Source organism: Chryseobacterium sp. HNCC26DJ238 (assembly GCF_057180465.1).
This window is the reverse complement of record NZ_JBXUGI010000002.1, coordinates 249,451-267,747: the sequence shown is the minus strand read 5'-3', so window position 1 is coordinate 267,747 and position 18,297 is coordinate 249,451. Positions and strand designations below refer to the sequence as shown.

Below are 18,297 nucleotides of genomic sequence, written 5' to 3'. Positions count from 1 at the left end.
TGTATTTGTATGAAATTTCCTATCCGATTTTTCTATTGCAGACTTCCATGATCCTGTGAAGATCTTCGTTATCTATTTCTTTTTTGATATCAGCCGTTTTCAAAAATTCATGGTACAGAAAATCCAGTTCATTTTTAGTAACATCAAAACCAATATGCTTAAATCGGTAGGCCAGGGCCGAACGTCCGCTTCTTGCGGTAAGGATAATGGATGATTCATTTACCCCTACATCTTCAGGATTTATGATTTCATACGTTTCCCTGTTTTTAATGACACCATCCTGATGAATTCCCGAGCTGTGGGCGAATGCATTAGCCCCTACGATGGCCTTGTTAGGCTGTACAGACATCCCCATTAATTCAGACACCAGAGAACTCATTTTATTCAGCATCTTTGAATTGATGTCTGTATATAAATGTAAATCCCTGTGCTGTTTCAAAATCATCACCACTTCTTCCAGTGCTGTATTACCGGCTCTTTCCCCGAGTCCGTTAATCGTGCACTCAATCTGTCTTGCACCGTTGATCACACCGGCAATGGAATTCGCAGTTGCCAGCCCAAGATCATTATGGCAATGGCAGGATAGTACTGCCTTATCAATTCTCTTCACATTCTCTTTCAGGTATCTGATTTTCGCTCCATACTCTTCAGGGAGACAGTATCCGGTGGTATCGGGAATATTCAGAACCGTGGCTCCTGCTTTGATGACTTCTTCGCATATCTGTGCAAGAAAATCATTATCTGTCCTTCCTGCATCTTCTGCATAGAATTCTACATCTTCTACAAAGCTTTTTGCATATTTTACGGCATCAACAGCCCTCCCGATTATATCTTCTCTTGTGGAATTGAATTTATATCTGATATGAGAATCCGATGTTCCTATTCCGGTATGAATTCTTGGTCTCTTTGCATACCTGAGAGCTTCCGCAGCTACTTCGATATCTTTTTTGTTGGCTCTCGTTAAGCCACAGACCCTGGCATTCTTCACTAATTTTGAAATTTCAGATACAGAATGAAAATCTCCGGGGCTAGAAACCGGAAAGCCTGCTTCAATCACATCAATTCCCAATGCATCAAGCTGTTCTGCAATAATTAATTTCTGCGCTGTATTAAGCCTGCACCCCGGAACCTGTTCTCCATCTCTCAATGTCGTGTCAAAAATTTCAATTTTTTCAGAATTCATATTCATCTTTTTACTTAATTTTGATTCAAAACTAAAAATTGAAATCTTTTTTATTTATTCGGTTTCCCGGAAAAATACAGTATTCAATGGGTAAAGAAATGAGATCAAACAAATGATAATTAAAGACTTAGGTTCGTAAAATTTACAATGGCAGAATTACAGAAAGATTTTTTATTTATACTCATAAAATCATTAAACACTTCAGAAAAACGACAGTTTAAACTCTACGTAAACCGTTTGGGGATCAATATCGATGCGAAATTTTTACTGCTTTTTTCGGAACTTGATAAAATGAACGAATACGATGAAAGAATAATTCTTGAAAAAAAAATATCTACAAAACAGCAGCTTTCCAATCTCAAAGCACATCTCTACAAACAGCTTTTAGTCAGTCTCAGGATGAATCCGAGTCATCAGAATTATCGGATTCAGCTTCGTGAACAGCTGGACTTTGCAAACATTCTTTATCAGAAAGGACTCTATAAACAGGCGCTGAAAATTTTAGACAGGGCCAAACATTCAGCCCTGGAACTGGATGAAAAAAGCATAGCTTCTGAAATCATAGATCTCGAAAAAGTTATTGAATCACAATATATTACACGAAGTATAGCAGGAAGAGCAGATGAACTTATCAGGCAGTCTAAAGCATTAAGCAGGCAAAATCAATATGGTACACAGCTTTCAAATCTTTCGCTGAAATTATACAGCGAAATGCTTACCCATGGCTATGTGAAAAATGATGAGGGCCGTACAGAAATACTGGAAATTTTTAATGCTGAAATTAAAAATATCAAACCGTCGCAACTTAATTTCACGGAAAAATTATGGTTTTACAAAGCGCATGTATGGAAAAATCAGCTATTACAGGATTATAAATACACCCTGAAATATGCTTTCCAGTGGGTAGAATTATTTCACCTGAATCCTGAAATGATCTCCAGCCATCCGGTATGGTATATTAAGGGGTACACCTATCTGCTGAAAATTCTTTTTCTGTATGGTCACAGTGAAATGCTGGAAAAAGAGTTTAATCATTTTAACAGAATAGTCGGATCTGACAGTTTTGGAAATAATGAAAATCTGCAGTCGCTCATTTTTCTGACTCAATATAACACATTGATGAATATTCACTTTATCAAAGGTGATTTTTTTACGGGAACGAAACTGATTCCGGAGATCGAACTCAAAATGGAAAAACTCCGGGATAGAATAGATGAACATCATTTTATGATTTTCTACATCAAAATGGCAGCTATGCTCTTTGGAAGTAAAAAATACAGTGACTCTATTGTCTATTCTACTAAAATTATCGAATCCAAAGGCAATGTACAGGAAGATTTACTCTTTCATACACGAATCCTTATTCTGATGTCCAAATATGAATCAGGAAATGATGAGGATTATGACGACTTTATCAAAGCAACCCTGAAATTTACTCAACGAATGAAAAAACCGGAAGCTTTCCATTACGAAAGTATTGAGTTTTTCAAAAACATTAATAATTTGGTTGCTGATCAAATACAGAAATCTTTCGAATTATTTGAAAAAAAACTGGTTCTGTTTTCTGAAAATGAGTATTACAGAAGATCACTGCTCTACATTGATATTCACGGATGGGTACAGTCTAAAGTACAAAATGTTGATGTTATAGAGATTATAAAGAGAAAAGTAAAATCTAAAAAGAGAAATTGACATTCTGCATTTGTATTATCTCCTCCTCTGAAAAATCAGGTTTATAAACTATATCATTATTATTGTCTTACAAAAGGGCTTTGGAAACTTAATCATTTAAAAATCTTTTATTTTACTGACAGCAGACAGCACTCAAATTAATAATTCTGAAAATTACCGGATTCCTTTTCATAATTTCATACAAATTCTTCAACTCAACTTTACGTAAATACTCATTTTAAATAAAAAATGCGTACTTTTGCAACTTAAAAATTTCTTAGTAAACAATGATAAAAATTACACTTCCAGACAATAGTGTCAAAGAATTTGAAGGAGAAATCACTCCTTTGGATGTGGCAAAATCGATAAGCGAGGGATTGGCAAGAAATACCATTTCCGCAGTTGTAAACGGCACACAAGTCGAAATCACCACGCCGATCACCACAGATTCTACGGTACAGCTTTTGACATGGAATGATGATCTCGGTAAGAAAGCCTTCTGGCATTCTTCTGCCCACCTTCTGGCGCAGGCTATCCTTGAATTTTATCCTGACGCTCAATTAACGATCGGTCCTGCCATTGAAAGCGGGTTCTATTACGATGTGGATTTCGGAGACGAAGTTTTATCTGAAAAGGATTTTGAGAAGATTGAAAAGAAAGTTTTAGAAAATGCAAAAAAAGCATCCACATTCTCATTATATCCTGTTTCAAAGGAAGAAGCATTAAAAACGTATGCTGACAATCCGTATAAAGTGGAATTGATTTCCAATCTTAATGATGGAGAGATCACTTTCGTTACGCATGATAATTTCACAGATCTCTGTCGTGGAGGACATATCCCAAATACAGGGATTGTAAAGGCGGTAAAGATTCTTAATGCTGCAGGAGCTTACTGGAGAGGAAATGAGAAAAATCCTCAACTGACAAGAGTATATGGAATTTCTTTTCCCAAACAGAAAGAGCTGACTGAGTATCTTGAATTATTGGAAGAGGCAAAAAGAAGAGATCACAGAAAATTAGGTAAGGAATTAGGAATTTTTGCTTTTTCTGAAAAAGTTGGTGCCGGTTTACCACTTTGGTTACCGAAAGGAACTGCTTTGAGAAAAAAACTGGAAAACTTCCTTTCTGTAGCTCAGAAAAAAGGAGGATATGAGTTTGTCATGTCTCCACATATCGGATCAAAAGAACTGTATGTGACTTCCGGGCACTGGGATAAATATGGAGAAGACAGTTTCCAGCCGATCAAAACTCCCAACGAAGGAGAAGAATTTTTATTAAAGCCGATGAACTGCCCGCATCACTGTGAGATTTACAAAACTTCACAGTGGAGTTACAGAGACTTACCGAAAAGATATGCAGAGTTCGGAACAGTTTACCGGTATGAACAAAGCGGTGAGCTTCACGGTCTGACAAGAGTACGTGGGTTTACCCAGGATGACGCTCACCTGTTCTGTACTCCGGACCAGTTGCTTGAAGAATTTGAAAAAGTTATTGATTTAACACTTTACGTATTCCAGTCTTTAGGATTTGAAGATTTTGTAACCCAGGTTTCATTAAGAGATCCTGAGAATAAGCAGAAATATATCGGTTCGGATGAGAACTGGGAAAAAGCTGAAAGTGCGATTATTCAGGCTGCAGAAAAGAAAGGTTTGAAAACTGTTATTGAATATGGCGAAGCTGCCTTCTACGGACCTAAATTAGATTTCATGGTGAAAGATGCTTTAGGAAGAAAATGGCAGTTGGGAACCATTCAGGTGGATTATAATCTACCGGAGAGATTTGACCTTACTTACATTGGAAGTGACAATGAGAAGCACAGACCGATTATGATCCACAGAGCACCTTTTGGTTCTATGGAGCGTTTTATCGCTATTCTGTTAGAAAATACTGCAGGAGATTTTCCACTGTGGTTAAGCCCGGATCAGTTTACGATATTGCCAATCAGTGAAAAATATGTAGATTATGCTAAAAAAGTTTCAGAATTTTTAGAAAATCACGATATTAGCGGATTGATTGACGAGCGGAATGAAAAAACAGGTAAAAAAATCCGTGATGCAGAGTTGAAAAAGATTCCTTTCATGCTTGTAGTGGGAGAAAATGAAGAAAGAGATGGCACAATTTCTGTACGTAGACGTGGAGAAGGCGATCTTGGAGTCATGAGCATGGATGAGTTTACAGCCTACTTCAAAAAAGAAGCGAAAATATAATTGAAGATTTAATGATTTAATATTGAACTTATTTAAAGATTAATTTGCAAAAAGTAATTTTTAAATTTTTTAATCATTTAATCTCTCAATTCAAAATAAGTTATTAACCAATAAAATTATAAAGCGATAGCACAAAGATTTAACAACAGAGGCCCACAAAGACGTCCACCTCAGGAGGACTTACACATGATAAACGATAAGATTCGCGTAAGAGAACTTCGTTTAGTGGGCGACAACGTAGAAGCGGGAATTTTCCCAATTGACAAAGCGAGACAAATTGCCAAAGAACAGGAATTAGATTTGGTCGTGATTTCAGACAAAGCTGAACCTTTTATTGCGAGAATATTAGACTATAAAAAGTTTTTATACGAGCAAAAGAAAAAAACAAAAGAACTTAAAGCAAAACAGATCAAAGTAGTTGTTAAGGAGATTCGTTTCGGACCTCAGACTGATGAACATGACTATGATTTTAAGAAAAAACATGCTGAAAAGTTTTTGGAAGAAGGTTCAAAATTGAAAACCTACGTATTTTTCAAAGGACGTTCTATTATCTTTAAGGATCAGGGGGAAATTTTACTTCTTAAACTTGCTCAGGAACTGGAGCATGTAGGAAAAGTAGATCAGCTTCCTAAACTGGAAGGTAAAAGGATGATTATGATGATGAGTCCTAAAAAACCAGCTAAATAATTTGACATTCAGATAATAAGTGTGATGCTTATTATCATCGGAAATATACAAAAAGAGATTTTCTATTGAAAGTCTCTTTTTGTATGATTATTTTTCGTAATTTTGCAAACCAAATATTTGCGTGCAATATAAAGTGGTAAGCCTACATAAAGTGTATGAAACCATTTACTGCATCCATATATTAAATGTAACATTCTGGTAATTTGCCCAATTAACAATTGATTTTTTGATTGCTCCTATTGATAAAAATTCAGATGTTACCTTAGAATAGTATTGATAACAAAAACATAAAAAAGCAAACAATGCCAAAATTAAAAACGAAATCAGGTGCTAAGAAGCGTTTTAAACTTACCGGAACGGGTAAGATTAAAAGAAAAGGTGCTTTCAAAAGCCACATCTTGACAAAAAAGGAAACTAAGCAGAAGAGAAATCTTACGCAGACTTCTTATGTTGCAAAAGTGGACGAGAAAAGCGTTAAACGTCAATTAGCAATTAAGTAGTTTTTATAAATCCTTTATTCGGTTTATAAGAATAACAATTCAACATTTTAACCCTGAAACGGTGCAGCTAAGAGAATGATAAGTGATTCATAATTTATTATCAATTACAAATCTTCCGCCCTTTTCAAAAAAACAATTTAAATTATGCCAAGATCAGTAAATGCCGTAGCTTCAAGAGCTCGCAGAAAAAAATTAATGAAACAAGCTAAAGGTTTTTTCGGTAGAAGAAAGAACGTTTGGACTGTTGCTAAAAACGCGGTACAAAAAGCAATGCAATATGCTTACCGTGGAAGAAAAGAGAAAAAGAGAAACTTCAGATCACTTTGGATCATGCGTATCAACGCAGGTGCAAGAGAGCACGGAATGTCTTACTCTCAGTTTATGGGAGCTCTTAAAAAGAACAACATTGAATTAAACAGAAAAGTTTTAGCTGATTTAGCAATGAACTATCCTGAAGCATTCAAAGCAGTTGTAGATCAAGTAAAATAATGTAAAATTTTTTGTTATCAATATTAAATCCCGAGTTTTTTGCTCGGGATTTTTTTATTATCTACATTTGCTGAATATTAAAGTATTTTATCTAAAGTGAAAAAATTAACTACTCTTCTGCTTCTTTCTTTAGCAACTTATCAGGCGAACGCTCAAAGCTTTATTCAGACTTACCAAAACAGGGCAAACCTGGTTACTGAAACCAATATTACTACACTGCTGCAGGAATTTGCTGCATTCGGTGTAAAAACGACGGGTTCAACTGCCAACAACAATGCCTTAAACTGGCTTAAGGCAAAATACCAGGCATACGGGTACACTGCAAATCAGATCACAGAAGACAGCTTTACCGTTGGAGGAAATACTTCAAAGAACCTTATTATTACGAAGACCGGAACCGTTTATCCCAATATATATGTCATAATCTGTGGGCATTACGATACGATAAACGGGCCGGGAGTCAGTGACAACGGAAGCGGAACTTCCATTCTGCTGGAAGCAGCGCGAATTCTTAAGGATATTCCCACAGAATATTCAGTAAAATTCATTCATTTTTCAGGCGAAGAACAGGGTCTTGTAGGAAGTACACATTATGTGAATAATGTAGTTTTTCAGAATAATATACGTCAGCTGAATCTTAGAGTTGTTTTTAATATTGATCAGGTAGGCGGACAGTTGGGAAATCTTAATAACAATATTAAATGTGAAAGTGATCAAAGCGGGCTGACCGCTAACAATGCAGCATCCCTGGCATTTACCCAGCAGCTGGCTACCTGCACTGCACTCTACTCACCTCTTCAGACAACCATGTCAAATGCTTATTCTTCAGACTATATTCCTTTTGAAAATAAAGGAGATATTATAACAGGTTTTTATGAAACCGTGAGAAGTTTCAATGAGCATTCTGCTAATGATACCTTTGCCAATGTCGATCCTACCTACGTATTCAATGCAGGAAAAGCGGCTGTCGGCGCACTTCAACATTTTGCAGTGGCAAACACAACATTATCAGTCAGTGAATCTAAAATCAACTCTCTGGAAACATTAAAAGTTTATCCGAACCCGGTAAAAAATATGTTAAATATTGAACTGCCGGATCAGATCAGGAATTTCTCCGTGGAAATTAATGACATGAGTGGAAAATCAGTTTTAAAATCTGAAAATCAGAAAGCGGTCAATGTATCCGGTTTGGAAAATGGAGCGTATCTGTGTGTGATAAAATCTGATCATGAGAGTGCGGTAAGAAAGATAGTGATCGCAAAATAAAATTTAATTTTGCTTTATTAAAATAAATTCCGGTTTTTTTCCGGAATTTATTTTTAACTTTTGAATGAAATTGAATATCAAAATTCTCTGATCATGAAGTTCTGGTAAGCAGTACTTTTTCAATATCCTGCAGGCTCATTTTTTTTATTTTAAGTAAAATAAGAAAATGATACAATAAATCTGCTGACTCATTTTTAAAAAGGTCATCATTATCATCTTTCGCTTCGATCACGACTTCCACCGCTTCCTCTCCTACTTTCTGAGCCACTTTATTAATCCCTCTCTTATACAGAGAATAGGTGTAAGAATCTTCAACTTGCTCATCAATTCTCCGGTTTATTTTATCTTCCAGTTCATACAAAAACCCTTTGGATTCTTTTTCACCGAAGCAACTGAAACTTCCCGTATGACATACGACATTTTCCGGAACTACCTTGATCAGTAATGTATCCTGATCACAGTCAATCGCTATATTTTTCACCCTCAGAAAGTTTCCCGACTCCTCACCTTTTGTCCATAACCTGTTCTTTGAACGGCTGAAAAAAGTAACGGTTCCTTCTTTTTCTGTTTTTATAAAAGCCTCTTCGTTCATGTATCCCAGCATCAGAACCTGTCCGGTTCGGTCATCCTGAATAATGACAGGTACCAGTCCGTCTGTTTTGTTAAAATCTATTTTCATCGTACGTTAATATTTCTTTCTTTTAATTCCTTTTTTAAATCGCTGATTTTTATTTCTCCAAAATGGAAAACACTTGCAGCCAGTGCTCCCGTTGCTTTTGTCTGATTAAAGACATATTCAAAATCCTCTGTTTTTCCTGCACCACCTGAAGCAATAAGAGGAATAGTAATGTTTTCTGAGATCAGTCGGGTAATTCTCAGATCAAAGCCGCTTTTTGTACCGTCACCATTCATTGAGGTCAGAAGAATTTCACCTGCTCCCAGGTCTTCTGCTTTTTTAGCCCAATCCAGAGTCTTGAAGGGGGTTCTTTCTCTTCCGCCTTTTACAAAAACCCAGTCATCATCATTGACGAATTTTGTATCGACTGCAACGACCACACACTGACTGCCGAATTCTTTTGCCAGATCACAGATCAGATCAGGGTTTTTCACTGCAGAAGAATTGATGCTTATTTTATCAGCTCCTGCTTCGAGTAATTTCCTTACATCGTCAACAGATGAAATACCACCACCAACGGTAAATGGGATGCTCATTTCTTTTGCAATGTCTTTTACCAGTTCGGCAAAAGTCTTCCTTTCTTCTACAGTGGCTGTTATATCCAAAAAAACCAATTCATCGGCACCTTCGTTTTCATATTTTTTCGCCAGCTGTATCGGGTCTCCGGCATTGATCAGACCTTCGAAGTTGACCCCTTTTACCGTTGTTCCGTCTTTAATATCCAGACAGGGGATTATTCTTTTTTTGAGCATGTCTTTATTTTTTACTTCTGATTTCTGATTTGCGGAGAGTTTTCAATGAATTTCTGTAAGTCAATCATCTGAATTTTACCTTCATAAATTGCTTTTCCTATAATTGTTCCACTGCATCCGATTTCCTGCATCAGGTATACATCTTCGATACAGGAAATTCCACCGCTTGCTACCAATTGAGCGGAGGTACGTTCTAAAATTTCCAGGTACAATTCTGTAGAGGCACCCTGCAGCATCCCGTCTTTTGAAATATCTGTACAGATCACATTCTGAATTCCTTTTTGCTGATAGTCAAGAATAAAATCAATGACATTTTTATCACTGGTTTCCAGCCATCCTGAAGTTTTTATATTTCTGTTTTCACAGTCGGCTCCTAGTATGATTCTTTCTGTTCCGTATTTTTCTATTAAGGTATAACAGAATTCAGGATTTTGAACCGCAATACTGCCAATGGTAATCTTTTTTGCCCCTGCATTAAAGGCTGTTTCTATATCGTCTACCGTCTTCAGCCCGCCCCCGAAATCAATATGCAGGGAGGTTTTTGCAGCAAGAGTTTCCAAAATCTTCTGATTGACGATATGTTTTGATTTTGCACCGTCAAGATCTACAAGATGCAGGAACTGAATCCCGGAATCCTCAAATTCCCTGGCTACTTCGAGAGGATTTTCATTATAAATTTTCTTGGTTGCGTAATCCCCTTTTGAAAGTCTTACGCATTTACCGTCTATAATATCTATGGCAGGAATTATCTTCATTTCTATTTGTTTAATTAGGTATGGTCAATAAGGTAATATACTTGTCATTTATTTGTCATTGAAAATGAACTGACCTTGCATTCGATTATTCATTATGTGTCTTTTTTGTTTTAATTGTCAGTAAAGTTTTAACGTTTTTAATTCACCGAGACAATAATTAATGTTTTAAAAACTGTTTAATTACATCTTTAGGAAATTTTCCAGAATTGTACTTCCTGTTTTCCCTGATTTCTCCGGGTGAAACTGCGTGGCAAAGAAATTATCTCTCTGCAATGAGGCACTGAACGGAATAATGTAATCACAGACTGAAGTGGTATCCGATGACAGCTCACAGTAAAAACTATGGACAAAGTACAGATCATTTTCTTCATTTATTTCCGCAAACAGAGGTGATTTCAGTCCGGATACCGTATTCCAGCCCATATGCGGAACCAGATCAAGCGGAGGAAACTTTCTTACATTACAGTCAAAAATTCCCATTCCTCTGGTATGGCCTTCTTCATTGCTTTTGCACATCAGCTGCATTCCCAGGCAGATTCCCAACACAGGTTGCTGTAGCTCAGGAATAAACAGATCCAATCCTTTTTCCTTCAGAACTTTCATCGTAGATGAAGCTTCTCCTACACCCGGAAAAATTACTTTATCAGCATTTTGTATGAAATCAAAATCATCTGTAATGACAGAATCAGCGCCTAGTCTCTCTAACGCATTCTGAACGGAATTTACGTTACCCCCGTTGTATTTTATAATTGCTATCATCTTAAAGGCTTCCTTTTGTAGAAGGTAAATTAAAGTTTTGATCTGTCTGGCAGACTGCCATTTTCAGTGCTTTGGCAAATGCCTTGAAAATAGATTCTATTTTATGGTGCTCATTGTCACCTTCCGATTTTATATTCAGATTGCACTTTGATGAATCGGTAAATGACTTAAAAAAGTGATAAAACATTTCTGTAGGTACATCACCAATCTTTTCCCTTTTAAAATCTGCCTCCCAGACAAGCCATGGACGGCCGCCGAAATCTACAGCAACCTGAGATAAACAGTCATCCATCGGAAGTAAAAAACCGTATCTTTCAATCCCTTTCTTCTTACCTAAAGCCTTCAGTAAGGCTTCTCCGAGGACAATACCCGTATCTTCAACCGTGTGGTGTTCATCAACCTGTAAGTCTCCATTCACCTTAATTTTCAAGTCTAAATTACCGTGTTTTGAAATCTGCTCCAGCATATGGTCAAAAAAATGAAGTCCTGTATTGATCTCGGAGGTTCCGCTGCCATCAAGATTGACTTCAATTTCTATTTCAGTTTCATTTGTTTTTCTCGACACCCTGCCTTTTCGAGGAATCTGCTTCAGATACTGATAGATTTCGGCCCAGCTCAAAGTTGTAAGTTCAGCATTCTCATCTGGAAGTCCACTGATGAAAATGGATTTTGAATTGAGATTTTTTGCCAGTTTAATATCTGTGATCCTGTCTCCGATGACAAAAGAATTTTCCAAATCGTAATTTCCATACCTATATTTCCCGAGCATACCGGTTTCAGGTTTTCTGTTGGGTGAATTTTCGTATTCAAAACTCCGGTCAATCAATATTTCGCTGAAATGAATTCCTTCATTTTCAAAAGCTTTCATCATCTTTTCATGAGGTTTGATAAAGTCTTCATAGGGAAAACTTTCAGTTCCCAATCCATCCTGATTGGTGATCATGACCAGTTCGTAATCTAATTCTCTGACGATTTTTGACAGGTTTTGAAATACCCCGGGATAAAACTCAAGTTTTTCCAGAGTATCTACCTGAAAATCTTTTGGAGGCTCAATGATCAGTGTTCCGTCGCGATCTATAAATAATACTTTTTTCATTTTTTATAAAATAAACTTATTGTAACTGAATTCCGAAAATTACTGTTCTAAAATTTGAATCAACCGGAGATTCTCTTCTCTGTTTCCTACATTGATCCTGATACAATCAGGGATTTGAGGAAATCTTTTACTGGTGAGGATTTCATTTTCCAGCAGCTTTGCATAAACTGCTTCAGCTTCTCTGAATTGAACAAGAAAGAAATTGGCATCCGTTGGAAACACCTTTGTGATACAATTTAATCCGGTAAGCTGCTCTTTCAGCCAATCCCGTTCTTTTAAAATATCATTAAGATTAGTCTGAAAATCTTCGATCAGATCTAATCTTTCAAGAATGAGATCCTGACTTAAAACATTCACGTTATAAGGTGATTTTACTGTATAAAAGAGATTTGTTATTTCCTGTGATGAATAAGCAATTCCTACCCTGGCACCCGCAAGTCCCCAGGCTTTTGAAAAAGTCTGCAGAACGATCAGATTAGGATACTGTCTGATAAGTTCAATACACGATTTCTGATCCGAAAACTCAATGTATGCTTCATCCACAACAACAATTCCATTAAAATTCTGAATGTAAAATTCGATATCACGGACTGCATTTCCGGTAGGATTGTTAGGAGAGCAAAGAAATAAGATTTTGGGCTGACTTTCTCCTGTAATTTTTAAAAAATCATCTTTTACAATTTCAAAATTTTCGTTCAGATCAAGCTGTACTACTGTATTCTCGTTGATGGTTGCGTAAAACCCGTACATCGCAAAGGATGGATTCATGACTAAAACCGAATCTTTTTTTGGTTCACAGAAAATTTTAATGATCAAATCGATTAATTCATCACTTCCGTTCCCGATTGCAATCTGAGTAGATGGAATGTTTTTCAGACCTGCTATTTTTTCCCTGATTGCTCTGTGAGTGGAATCCGGATATCGGTTAAAATTTCCGTACGGACTTTCATTGGCATCCATGAGCAAAGGATTTTCAAACAGATTATTGTCTCTGAAGCTGATGTATGGTTTGAGTTCAAGTATATTTTTCCTGACGAAGTTCTGTATGTTGATAGTGGTCATATTTTTTATTTTAATCTGATTGATACTGCATTTTTGTGAGCGAAAAGACCCTCCGCTTCTGCCATAAGTTCTATTGTGTTTCCTAAATTCTGCAGACCTTCCTGTGAGATATTCTGAAACGTAATCTTTTTCACAAAGCTGTCTAAAGAGACTCCACTGTAGTTTTTGGCAAAACCATAGGTAGGCAGTGTATGATTGGTTCCGCTGGCATAATCTCCGGCGCTTTCACAGGAATAGTTCCCCAGAAAAACGGATCCCGCATTCCTGATTTTGGTTATAGTGTTTTCGTAGTCTTTAACTGCAATGATCAGGTGTTCAGGAGCATATAGATTACTGAATTCAAGAGCATTATTCAGAGAATTCATCAGAATAAAATGACTGTTGTTTAAAGACTGTCGGGCAAATTCATTTCTGGGAAGCTCCTGAACCTGTTTTTTTATTTCATCAAGTGTTTTGTTAAAAACACCTTCGTCTGTGGAGATAAAAATGACCTGACTGTCACTTCCATGCTCTGCCTGCGAGAGCAGATCCGCTGCGCAAAACGCAGGAACCGCGGTTTCATCTGCAATGACCAACACTTCGCTTGGCCCCGCCGGCATATCAATGGCAACACCAAAATCCTGAGCATAATCCTTGGCGGCAACAACATATTGATTTCCAGGCCCGAAGATCTTATAGACGTTAGGAACAGACGGTGTGCCTAAGGTCATTGCTGCAATGGCCTGTGCACCTCCAACTTTAAATACTTTGTCAATACCGCAAAGCTTTGCTGTATAAAGAATAGCAGGATTGACATTCCCGTTTTTGTCCGGGGGCGTACAAAGGACAATCTCTGTACATCCTGCCAGTTTAGCAGGAATAGCAAGCATAAGGACAGTCGAAAATAGAGGAGCCGTTCCTCCCGGAATATAAATTCCCACTTTTTCAATAGCCCTGTTTTCTCTCCAGCAGATCACCCCACGGCTGGTTTCTATTTTCTGAATTTCGCTTTCCTGGGAAGCATGAAATTTGGTTATGTTTTCTTTAGCTGCCTGAATGGCTACCTTAAGATCTTCAGCAATCAAATCTACCGATAGATTAATTTCTTCCTGCGTTAAGGAGAGTTCATCAATTTTTACTGCATCAAACTTTTCAGAAAATCTGATCAGTGCCTGATCTCCATCCTGTCCGACTTCAGAGAATATCTCCCTGATGGTTTCAGAAGTTTCCTGCTTTTTAAAGACCGGTCTTTTGGTAAGTTCAAACCATGTTTCTCTGTCTGGATTTATATATGTATTCATCTTAAATAACCATTTTATCAATAGGAATAATTAAAATATCCTGTGCTCCTTTTTCTCTTAATTCATCAATAACATCCCAGAATCTGTCCTGATCAATCACAGAATGAATACTGCTCCAACCCTCTTCAGCCAAAGGAATAACGGTAGGACTTTTTAAAACAGGAAGAACATTTGCTACATCTGTAATCTTATCATTGGGAACATTCATTAGAATGTATTTGGAATTTTCAGCCTTTAAAACTGCTTTAATTCTGAATAAAAACTTGTCAAGAATGATTTCTTTTTCAGAATTAAGCTTTGGATTTTTTGCCAAAACAGCTTCAGATTTCATAATCGTCAGTGTTTCTCTCAGACCGTTTTTAAAAAGTGTGCTTCCTGAACTGACAATATCACAGATGCCATCTGCCAAACCTATATTGGGAGCTATCTCCACGGAACCTGAAATGACATGAATTTCTGCTGATATTTTATTTTCATCTAAAAAGCGGCGTAAGGTAGCCGGATAGGAAGTTGCTATTTTTTTTCCCTGAAAATAGTTCAGGCTATCGGTAGCGACTTCTTTCGGAACCGCTAATGACACCCTGCATTTAGAGAAACCAAGCTGATGAACAACCGTAATATCTTTTTCTTTTTCTGCCAGAAGATTTTCTCCTACGATAGCGATATCCACAACCCCGTCTTCCAGGTATTGTGGAATATCAGAATTTCTGAGGAACATAATTTCCATCGGAAAGTTTTCGACGGAAATTTTAAGCTGATCTTTTCCGTTGTTAACAGAGATTCCGCAATCTTTGAGAAGCTGCAGAGATTCATCATACAGTCGTCCGCTTTTTTGAATTGCAATTTTTAATGTACTCATTTCACTTTTTCTTGTGTCTGAGTCTGTAAAAACGATAGGATGTGAACTTTTTCTGTGAAGAGATAAGGAAACAAAAAAACCGCCTGTAGACTCAGACGGTTTAATTTTTATTATATTATTTTAACACAAATATCAATCAATTCCGTCTTAGGAGAAATGATGATAATGATGAAGTGTTAAAAAAGTAGTTGTCATTTTTTGAATATTGTGGTACAAATGTAAGATAAAATTTTAAACTTCCAAATATTTTTCAGAATAATCTATGATAAAAATTCATCAGCTGATTGGCAATAGTTTCATCCGTGAACTTCTGAACAAATTCAAAACCTTTATCAACACGGCGTTTTCTTTCAGATTCGCTGTCCCAGAGAAATTCTATTTTAGACTTTAAATCCAGATAATTGGCAGGATCGATATAAACTGAATCATTACCACCTGCTTCAGGAAGGCAGCTTGTATTGCTCGTTACCGTAACGGTTTTTGAAAACAGGGCTTCAATTACAGGAATTCCAAAACCTTCAAAAAAGCTGGGGTAGACGAAGATATCGGCAAGTTTATATAATACAGCTAACTCATCCACAGAAACACCTTCCAGAAAATGAACTTGCTGTTCCATTTTATTTTTCAGAATAAAGTCCTTTACCTTCTTATAATATTTTGTTTTTCTTCCGACAACAATAAGCGGAATTTCTGTTGTAGAAATTGCTTTTACAATATTGAGAAGATTTTTGCGTTCTTCGATGGTTCCTACGTTGAGGATAAACCTTTTGGGAAGATTAAATTTTTCTCTGGTTTTCAGAATCATCTCTTCAGATTGATTTTCTTTGAACGCATGATGGCATCCCTGATAAATAACATTAATTTTGCTTTCTGGTACGTTTAAAAACCTGATAATATCCTGTTTCGTCTGTTCTGAAATGGCAATAATTTTATCGGCAGCAGCTGCTGCCTTTTTAAACTTCCATAAATGAATTTTCCGGTCAAAAAAAGAATAATACTGAGGATAACGCATGAAAATCAAATCATGGATTGTCACTACTTTTTTGACAGGTGTCTGATCCCATTTTAAAGGAAGTTCTCCGGATAATCCGTGAAAAATATCTGCGTGATGTTTTTGGGCATCTTTTCCCATTTTAAACTGGCGTGAAAATTTTCCTTTGGAAGATTCGATGAATTTTACATTCTCTTTTTCCAAGATATCCTTCCCTCTTTCAGAAGTATTTTTGTTGATCAGAAGATATTCGTTTTCGGGAAAATACTGCGATAAAATCCTTACCAGATCTCTTGAATAATTGCCAAGACCGGAAGTATTGTGAAAAAATCTTTTTGCATCAAATGCTATCTTCATGACGGTATGCTTTTATAAAATTCCTGAAAGGTCCCGAATCTGTGATTTTTATTTTTCAGCCAGCCTACAAACTCATCAAATCGCTGTACCATTTCATCTCCTGAATTCTTAACGGTAAATCCTGGCAGCTTAAACTCAGTTTTTTTAATTTCAGCAAACTCCCAGGGATGAAAATAGATATTGAGATAACGGTCTTTTTTTAAAGTATCTGCCGCTATTTTTTTATATATCCCTAAAGGAAAATTATGAAAACTCAGCCAAAATAAAGGTATTCTGAAATTTGGTGAAACAGATGCCGGAATCTGGGTCACCTTTCCTTCTTTGAAATAGGTTCTTGAAACTTTGAGGTTGTTGTATCGTCCGGGAAGAAAAGTAGGATTGACGGAGGAGTTATAAAGATACCCTGCATTTTCAACTGCTTTTTTATCTACCGGCATCATTCTGGGCATTCTCAGGCCTGTAACAGGGGTGGAAAATAACTCTTCAAGTTTTTCTCTGGATTCTTTTAAATGTTTTTCTTCAAATTCTGAATGAAACCAGGTATGTGAAGCCAGTTCATGACCTTCACTCAGTAATCTCTCTATTAAAGATCTGCTGTTTTCGGCAAAAACAACGGTCGAAAAAAAAGTTGCTTTAGCCTCATGCTTTTTAAGAAGATCAAGAATTCTCTCTAAGCCGGTCTGGGAAACCGAAATTTGCTCTTCGAAAGAAATCTGCCCATGATACTCGAATGGCATATCAAATTCTTCGATGTCAAAACTTAATAAGACCATTTTTTAAAAATTTTTATTTTTGATGATGTAGTTGGGTCTTGCTTTTACCTGTTTAAAGATTTTTCCCAGGTAGATTCCCAGAATCCCCAGCATGATAAGCTGAAGGCCTCCAAAGAAAACGATGGTCATAATCAATGATGCCCAACCGGAAATTTCAGTTTTTTCAATAAAAGAATAAATCACATAGATGCCATAACCGATCACGGATAAACCTGAAAACAAAAATCCTAAGTAAGCAGCAATGTATAAAGGCTTTATACTGAATGCGGTAATTCCTGTAAAAGCAAAGGTCATCATTTTTTTCAGATTGTAGCTGCTCTGTCCTGAAAGCCTTTCGCAGGCTGTAAAATCGATACCGGTCTGTTTAAATCCCATCCAGCTTGTCAGTCCGCGCAAAAACAGGTCATCTTCATTGAATTTCCTCATTACTTCTACGACACCTGCATCCATCAGCCTGAAATCTGAACCGCCTCCTTTTGTAAGGTTGACATCGGATAAACCTGACAGGATCTTATAGAAAAAATCAGATGTTTTTCTTTTAAAGAAAGAAATTTCCTTAGGATATTTTCTTACTGTTAAAACCACATCATATCCTTCTTCCCATTTTTCAATCATCTGAGGGATAAGTTCAGGAGGATGCTGAAGGTCTCCGTCCATTGAAATTACGGCATTTCCGAATGCGCTGTCCATACCTGCTTTTACGGCAGGCTGATGTCCGAAATTTCGTGAAAATTCAATAAATTTCACTTCTTTATATTGTTCGGCTAACAGATTCAACTGCTGCTGGGTGGCATCTCTGCTTCCGTCATTGACGAAAATAATTTCAAAATCATAATGAGGTAATTCTGAAAAAACTTTTTTGATTTTCTGATGAATAGATGCAACATTGCCTTCTTCATTATAAGCAGGTATTACAATGGATATTTTTTTCATC

Annotated in this window: 18 protein-coding genes; 6 read left to right on the top strand and 12 right to left on the bottom strand. The window is 36.7% G+C overall.

Features of this window, described 5'->3' with window-relative positions; translation table 11 throughout:
- Positions 1-19 precede the first annotated feature (19 nt).
- Positions 20-1,183 carry a 2-isopropylmalate synthase gene (locus tag AC2A07_RS02855; RefSeq protein WP_484049119.1) on the bottom strand — a complete coding sequence of 388 codons (1,164 nt, stop codon included), beginning with the start codon at positions 1,181-1,183 and terminating at the stop codon, positions 20-22.
- Positions 1,184-1,330: 147 nt separating this feature from the next.
- Here AC2A07_RS02855 and AC2A07_RS02850 point away from each other — a divergent pair, with 147 nt between their 5' ends.
- The 6 genes from AC2A07_RS02850 (at position 1,331) to AC2A07_RS02825 (ending at position 8,003) form a co-directional block, all read left to right on the top strand.
- Positions 1,331-2,875, top strand: coding sequence for a hypothetical protein (locus AC2A07_RS02850; RefSeq protein WP_484049118.1), 1,545 nt, complete (start codon positions 1,331-1,333; stop codon positions 2,873-2,875).
- A 266-nt stretch (positions 2,876-3,141) separates the two neighbouring features.
- Entirely contained in the window at positions 3,142-5,061 is a 1,920-nt protein-coding gene (gene thrS / locus AC2A07_RS02845; protein ID WP_484049117.1) for a threonine--tRNA ligase, read from the top strand.
- A 186-nt stretch (positions 5,062-5,247) separates the two neighbouring features.
- A complete protein-coding gene (gene infC / locus AC2A07_RS02840) occupies positions 5,248-5,748 on the top strand; it encodes a translation initiation factor IF-3 (protein ID WP_047444040.1) in 501 nt (166 codons plus the stop codon).
- 302 nt (positions 5,749-6,050) lie between these two features.
- Positions 6,051-6,248, top strand: a complete 198-nt coding sequence (gene rpmI / locus AC2A07_RS02835) for a 50S ribosomal protein L35 (RefSeq protein ID WP_034758008.1) — start codon at positions 6,051-6,053, stop codon at positions 6,246-6,248.
- Positions 6,249-6,392: 144 nt separating this feature from the next.
- On the top strand, positions 6,393-6,737 hold the full coding sequence (gene rplT / locus AC2A07_RS02830) for a 50S ribosomal protein L20 (RefSeq protein ID WP_047444038.1): 345 nt from the start codon (positions 6,393-6,395) through the stop codon (positions 6,735-6,737).
- 96 nt (positions 6,738-6,833) lie between these two features.
- Entirely contained in the window at positions 6,834-8,003 is a 1,170-nt protein-coding gene (locus AC2A07_RS02825) for a M28 family peptidase (protein WP_484049116.1), read from the top strand.
- 91 nt (positions 8,004-8,094) lie between these two features.
- Here AC2A07_RS02825 and hisIE read toward each other — a convergent pair whose 3' ends face one another.
- From hisIE to AC2A07_RS02770, 11 genes are all read right to left on the bottom strand, one after another.
- The gene (gene hisIE, locus AC2A07_RS02820; RefSeq protein WP_484049115.1) at positions 8,095-8,682 is read right to left on the bottom strand and encodes a bifunctional phosphoribosyl-AMP cyclohydrolase/phosphoribosyl-ATP diphosphatase HisIE; all 588 of its coding nucleotides are present in this window, start codon (positions 8,680-8,682) and stop codon (positions 8,095-8,097) included.
- Positions 8,679-9,431, bottom strand: coding sequence for an imidazole glycerol phosphate synthase subunit HisF (gene hisF, locus AC2A07_RS02815; protein ID WP_484049114.1), 753 nt, complete (start codon positions 9,429-9,431; stop codon positions 8,679-8,681). The genes hisIE and hisF overlap by 4 nt, the downstream gene beginning before the upstream one ends.
- An 11-nt stretch (positions 9,432-9,442) precedes the next feature.
- A complete protein-coding gene (hisA, locus tag AC2A07_RS02810) occupies positions 9,443-10,186 on the bottom strand; it encodes a 1-(5-phosphoribosyl)-5-[(5-phosphoribosylamino)methylideneamino]imidazole-4-carboxamide isomerase (RefSeq protein ID WP_484049113.1) in 744 nt (247 codons plus the stop codon).
- Positions 10,187-10,366: 180 nt separating this feature from the next.
- The gene (gene hisH, locus AC2A07_RS02805) at positions 10,367-10,945 is read right to left on the bottom strand and encodes an imidazole glycerol phosphate synthase subunit HisH (RefSeq protein ID WP_484049112.1); all 579 of its coding nucleotides are present in this window, start codon (positions 10,943-10,945) and stop codon (positions 10,367-10,369) included.
- A gap of 1 nt (position 10,946) precedes the next feature.
- Complete coding sequence (hisB, locus tag AC2A07_RS02800) at positions 10,947-12,041, bottom strand: bifunctional histidinol-phosphatase/imidazoleglycerol-phosphate dehydratase HisB (protein WP_484049111.1); 1,095 nt, start codon at positions 12,039-12,041, stop codon at positions 10,947-10,949.
- A 39-nt stretch (positions 12,042-12,080) separates the two neighbouring features.
- The gene (hisC, locus tag AC2A07_RS02795; protein WP_484049110.1) at positions 12,081-13,103 is read right to left on the bottom strand and encodes a histidinol-phosphate transaminase; all 1,023 of its coding nucleotides are present in this window, start codon (positions 13,101-13,103) and stop codon (positions 12,081-12,083) included.
- Positions 13,104-13,108: 5 nt separating this feature from the next.
- Positions 13,109-14,383, bottom strand: coding sequence for a histidinol dehydrogenase (gene hisD, locus AC2A07_RS02790; RefSeq protein WP_484049109.1), 1,275 nt, complete (start codon positions 14,381-14,383; stop codon positions 13,109-13,111).
- 1 nt (position 14,384) lies between these two features.
- Positions 14,385-15,242, bottom strand: a complete 858-nt coding sequence (gene hisG, locus AC2A07_RS02785) for an ATP phosphoribosyltransferase (protein WP_484049108.1) — start codon at positions 15,240-15,242, stop codon at positions 14,385-14,387.
- A gap of 250 nt (positions 15,243-15,492) precedes the next feature.
- Positions 15,493-16,590, bottom strand: coding sequence for a glycosyltransferase (locus AC2A07_RS02780; protein ID WP_314490838.1), 1,098 nt, complete (start codon positions 16,588-16,590; stop codon positions 15,493-15,495).
- The gene (locus AC2A07_RS02775) at positions 16,587-17,363 is read right to left on the bottom strand and encodes a polysaccharide deacetylase family protein (protein ID WP_484049107.1); all 777 of its coding nucleotides are present in this window, start codon (positions 17,361-17,363) and stop codon (positions 16,587-16,589) included. Before AC2A07_RS02775 ends, AC2A07_RS02780 begins: the two co-directional genes overlap by 4 nt.
- A gap of 3 nt (positions 17,364-17,366) precedes the next feature.
- Positions 17,367-18,296, bottom strand: coding sequence for a glycosyltransferase family 2 protein (locus tag AC2A07_RS02770; protein ID WP_484049106.1), 930 nt, complete (start codon positions 18,294-18,296; stop codon positions 17,367-17,369).
- Position 18,297: the final 1 nt, after the last annotated feature.

What these genes read in the sequence shown, in the direction of transcription:
- thrS (WP_484049117.1), top strand. Translation starts at nt 3,142, where the DNA reads ATGATAAAAATTACACTTCCAGACAATAGTGTCAAAGAATTTGAAGGA.
- hisC (WP_484049110.1), bottom strand. Translation starts at nt 13,103, where the DNA reads ATGACCACTATCAACATACAGAACTTCGTCAGGAAAAATATACTTGAA.
- AC2A07_RS02855 (WP_484049119.1), bottom strand. Translation starts at nt 1,183, where the DNA reads ATGAATTCTGAAAAAATTGAAATTTTTGACACGACATTGAGAGATGGA.
- hisF (WP_484049114.1), bottom strand. Translation starts at nt 9,431, where the DNA reads ATGCTCAAAAAAAGAATAATCCCCTGTCTGGATATTAAAGACGGAACA.
- hisH (WP_484049112.1), bottom strand. Translation starts at nt 10,945, where the DNA reads ATGATAGCAATTATAAAATACAACGGGGGTAACGTAAATTCCGTTCAG.
- infC (WP_047444040.1), top strand. Translation starts at nt 5,248, where the DNA reads ATGATAAACGATAAGATTCGCGTAAGAGAACTTCGTTTAGTGGGCGAC.
- hisD (WP_484049109.1), bottom strand. Translation starts at nt 14,383, where the DNA reads ATGAATACATATATAAATCCAGACAGAGAAACATGGTTTGAACTTACC.
- rplT (WP_047444038.1), top strand. Translation starts at nt 6,393, where the DNA reads ATGCCAAGATCAGTAAATGCCGTAGCTTCAAGAGCTCGCAGAAAAAAA.
- AC2A07_RS02850 (WP_484049118.1), top strand. Translation starts at nt 1,331, where the DNA reads ATGGCAGAATTACAGAAAGATTTTTTATTTATACTCATAAAATCATTA.
- hisA (WP_484049113.1), bottom strand. Translation starts at nt 10,186, where the DNA reads ATGAAGATAATTCCTGCCATAGATATTATAGACGGTAAATGCGTAAGA.
- hisG (WP_484049108.1), bottom strand. Translation starts at nt 15,242, where the DNA reads ATGAGTACATTAAAAATTGCAATTCAAAAAAGCGGACGACTGTATGAT.
- hisIE (WP_484049115.1), bottom strand. Translation starts at nt 8,682, where the DNA reads ATGAAAATAGATTTTAACAAAACAGACGGACTGGTACCTGTCATTATT.
- hisB (WP_484049111.1), bottom strand. Translation starts at nt 12,041, where the DNA reads ATGAAAAAAGTATTATTTATAGATCGCGACGGAACACTGATCATTGAG.
- AC2A07_RS02780 (WP_314490838.1), bottom strand. Translation starts at nt 16,590, where the DNA reads ATGAAGATAGCATTTGATGCAAAAAGATTTTTTCACAATACTTCCGGT.
- rpmI (WP_034758008.1), top strand. Translation starts at nt 6,051, where the DNA reads ATGCCAAAATTAAAAACGAAATCAGGTGCTAAGAAGCGTTTTAAACTT.
- AC2A07_RS02775 (WP_484049107.1), bottom strand. Translation starts at nt 17,363, where the DNA reads ATGGTCTTATTAAGTTTTGACATCGAAGAATTTGATATGCCATTCGAG.
- AC2A07_RS02770 (WP_484049106.1), bottom strand. Translation starts at nt 18,296, where the DNA reads ATGAAAAAAATATCCATTGTAATACCTGCTTATAATGAAGAAGGCAAT.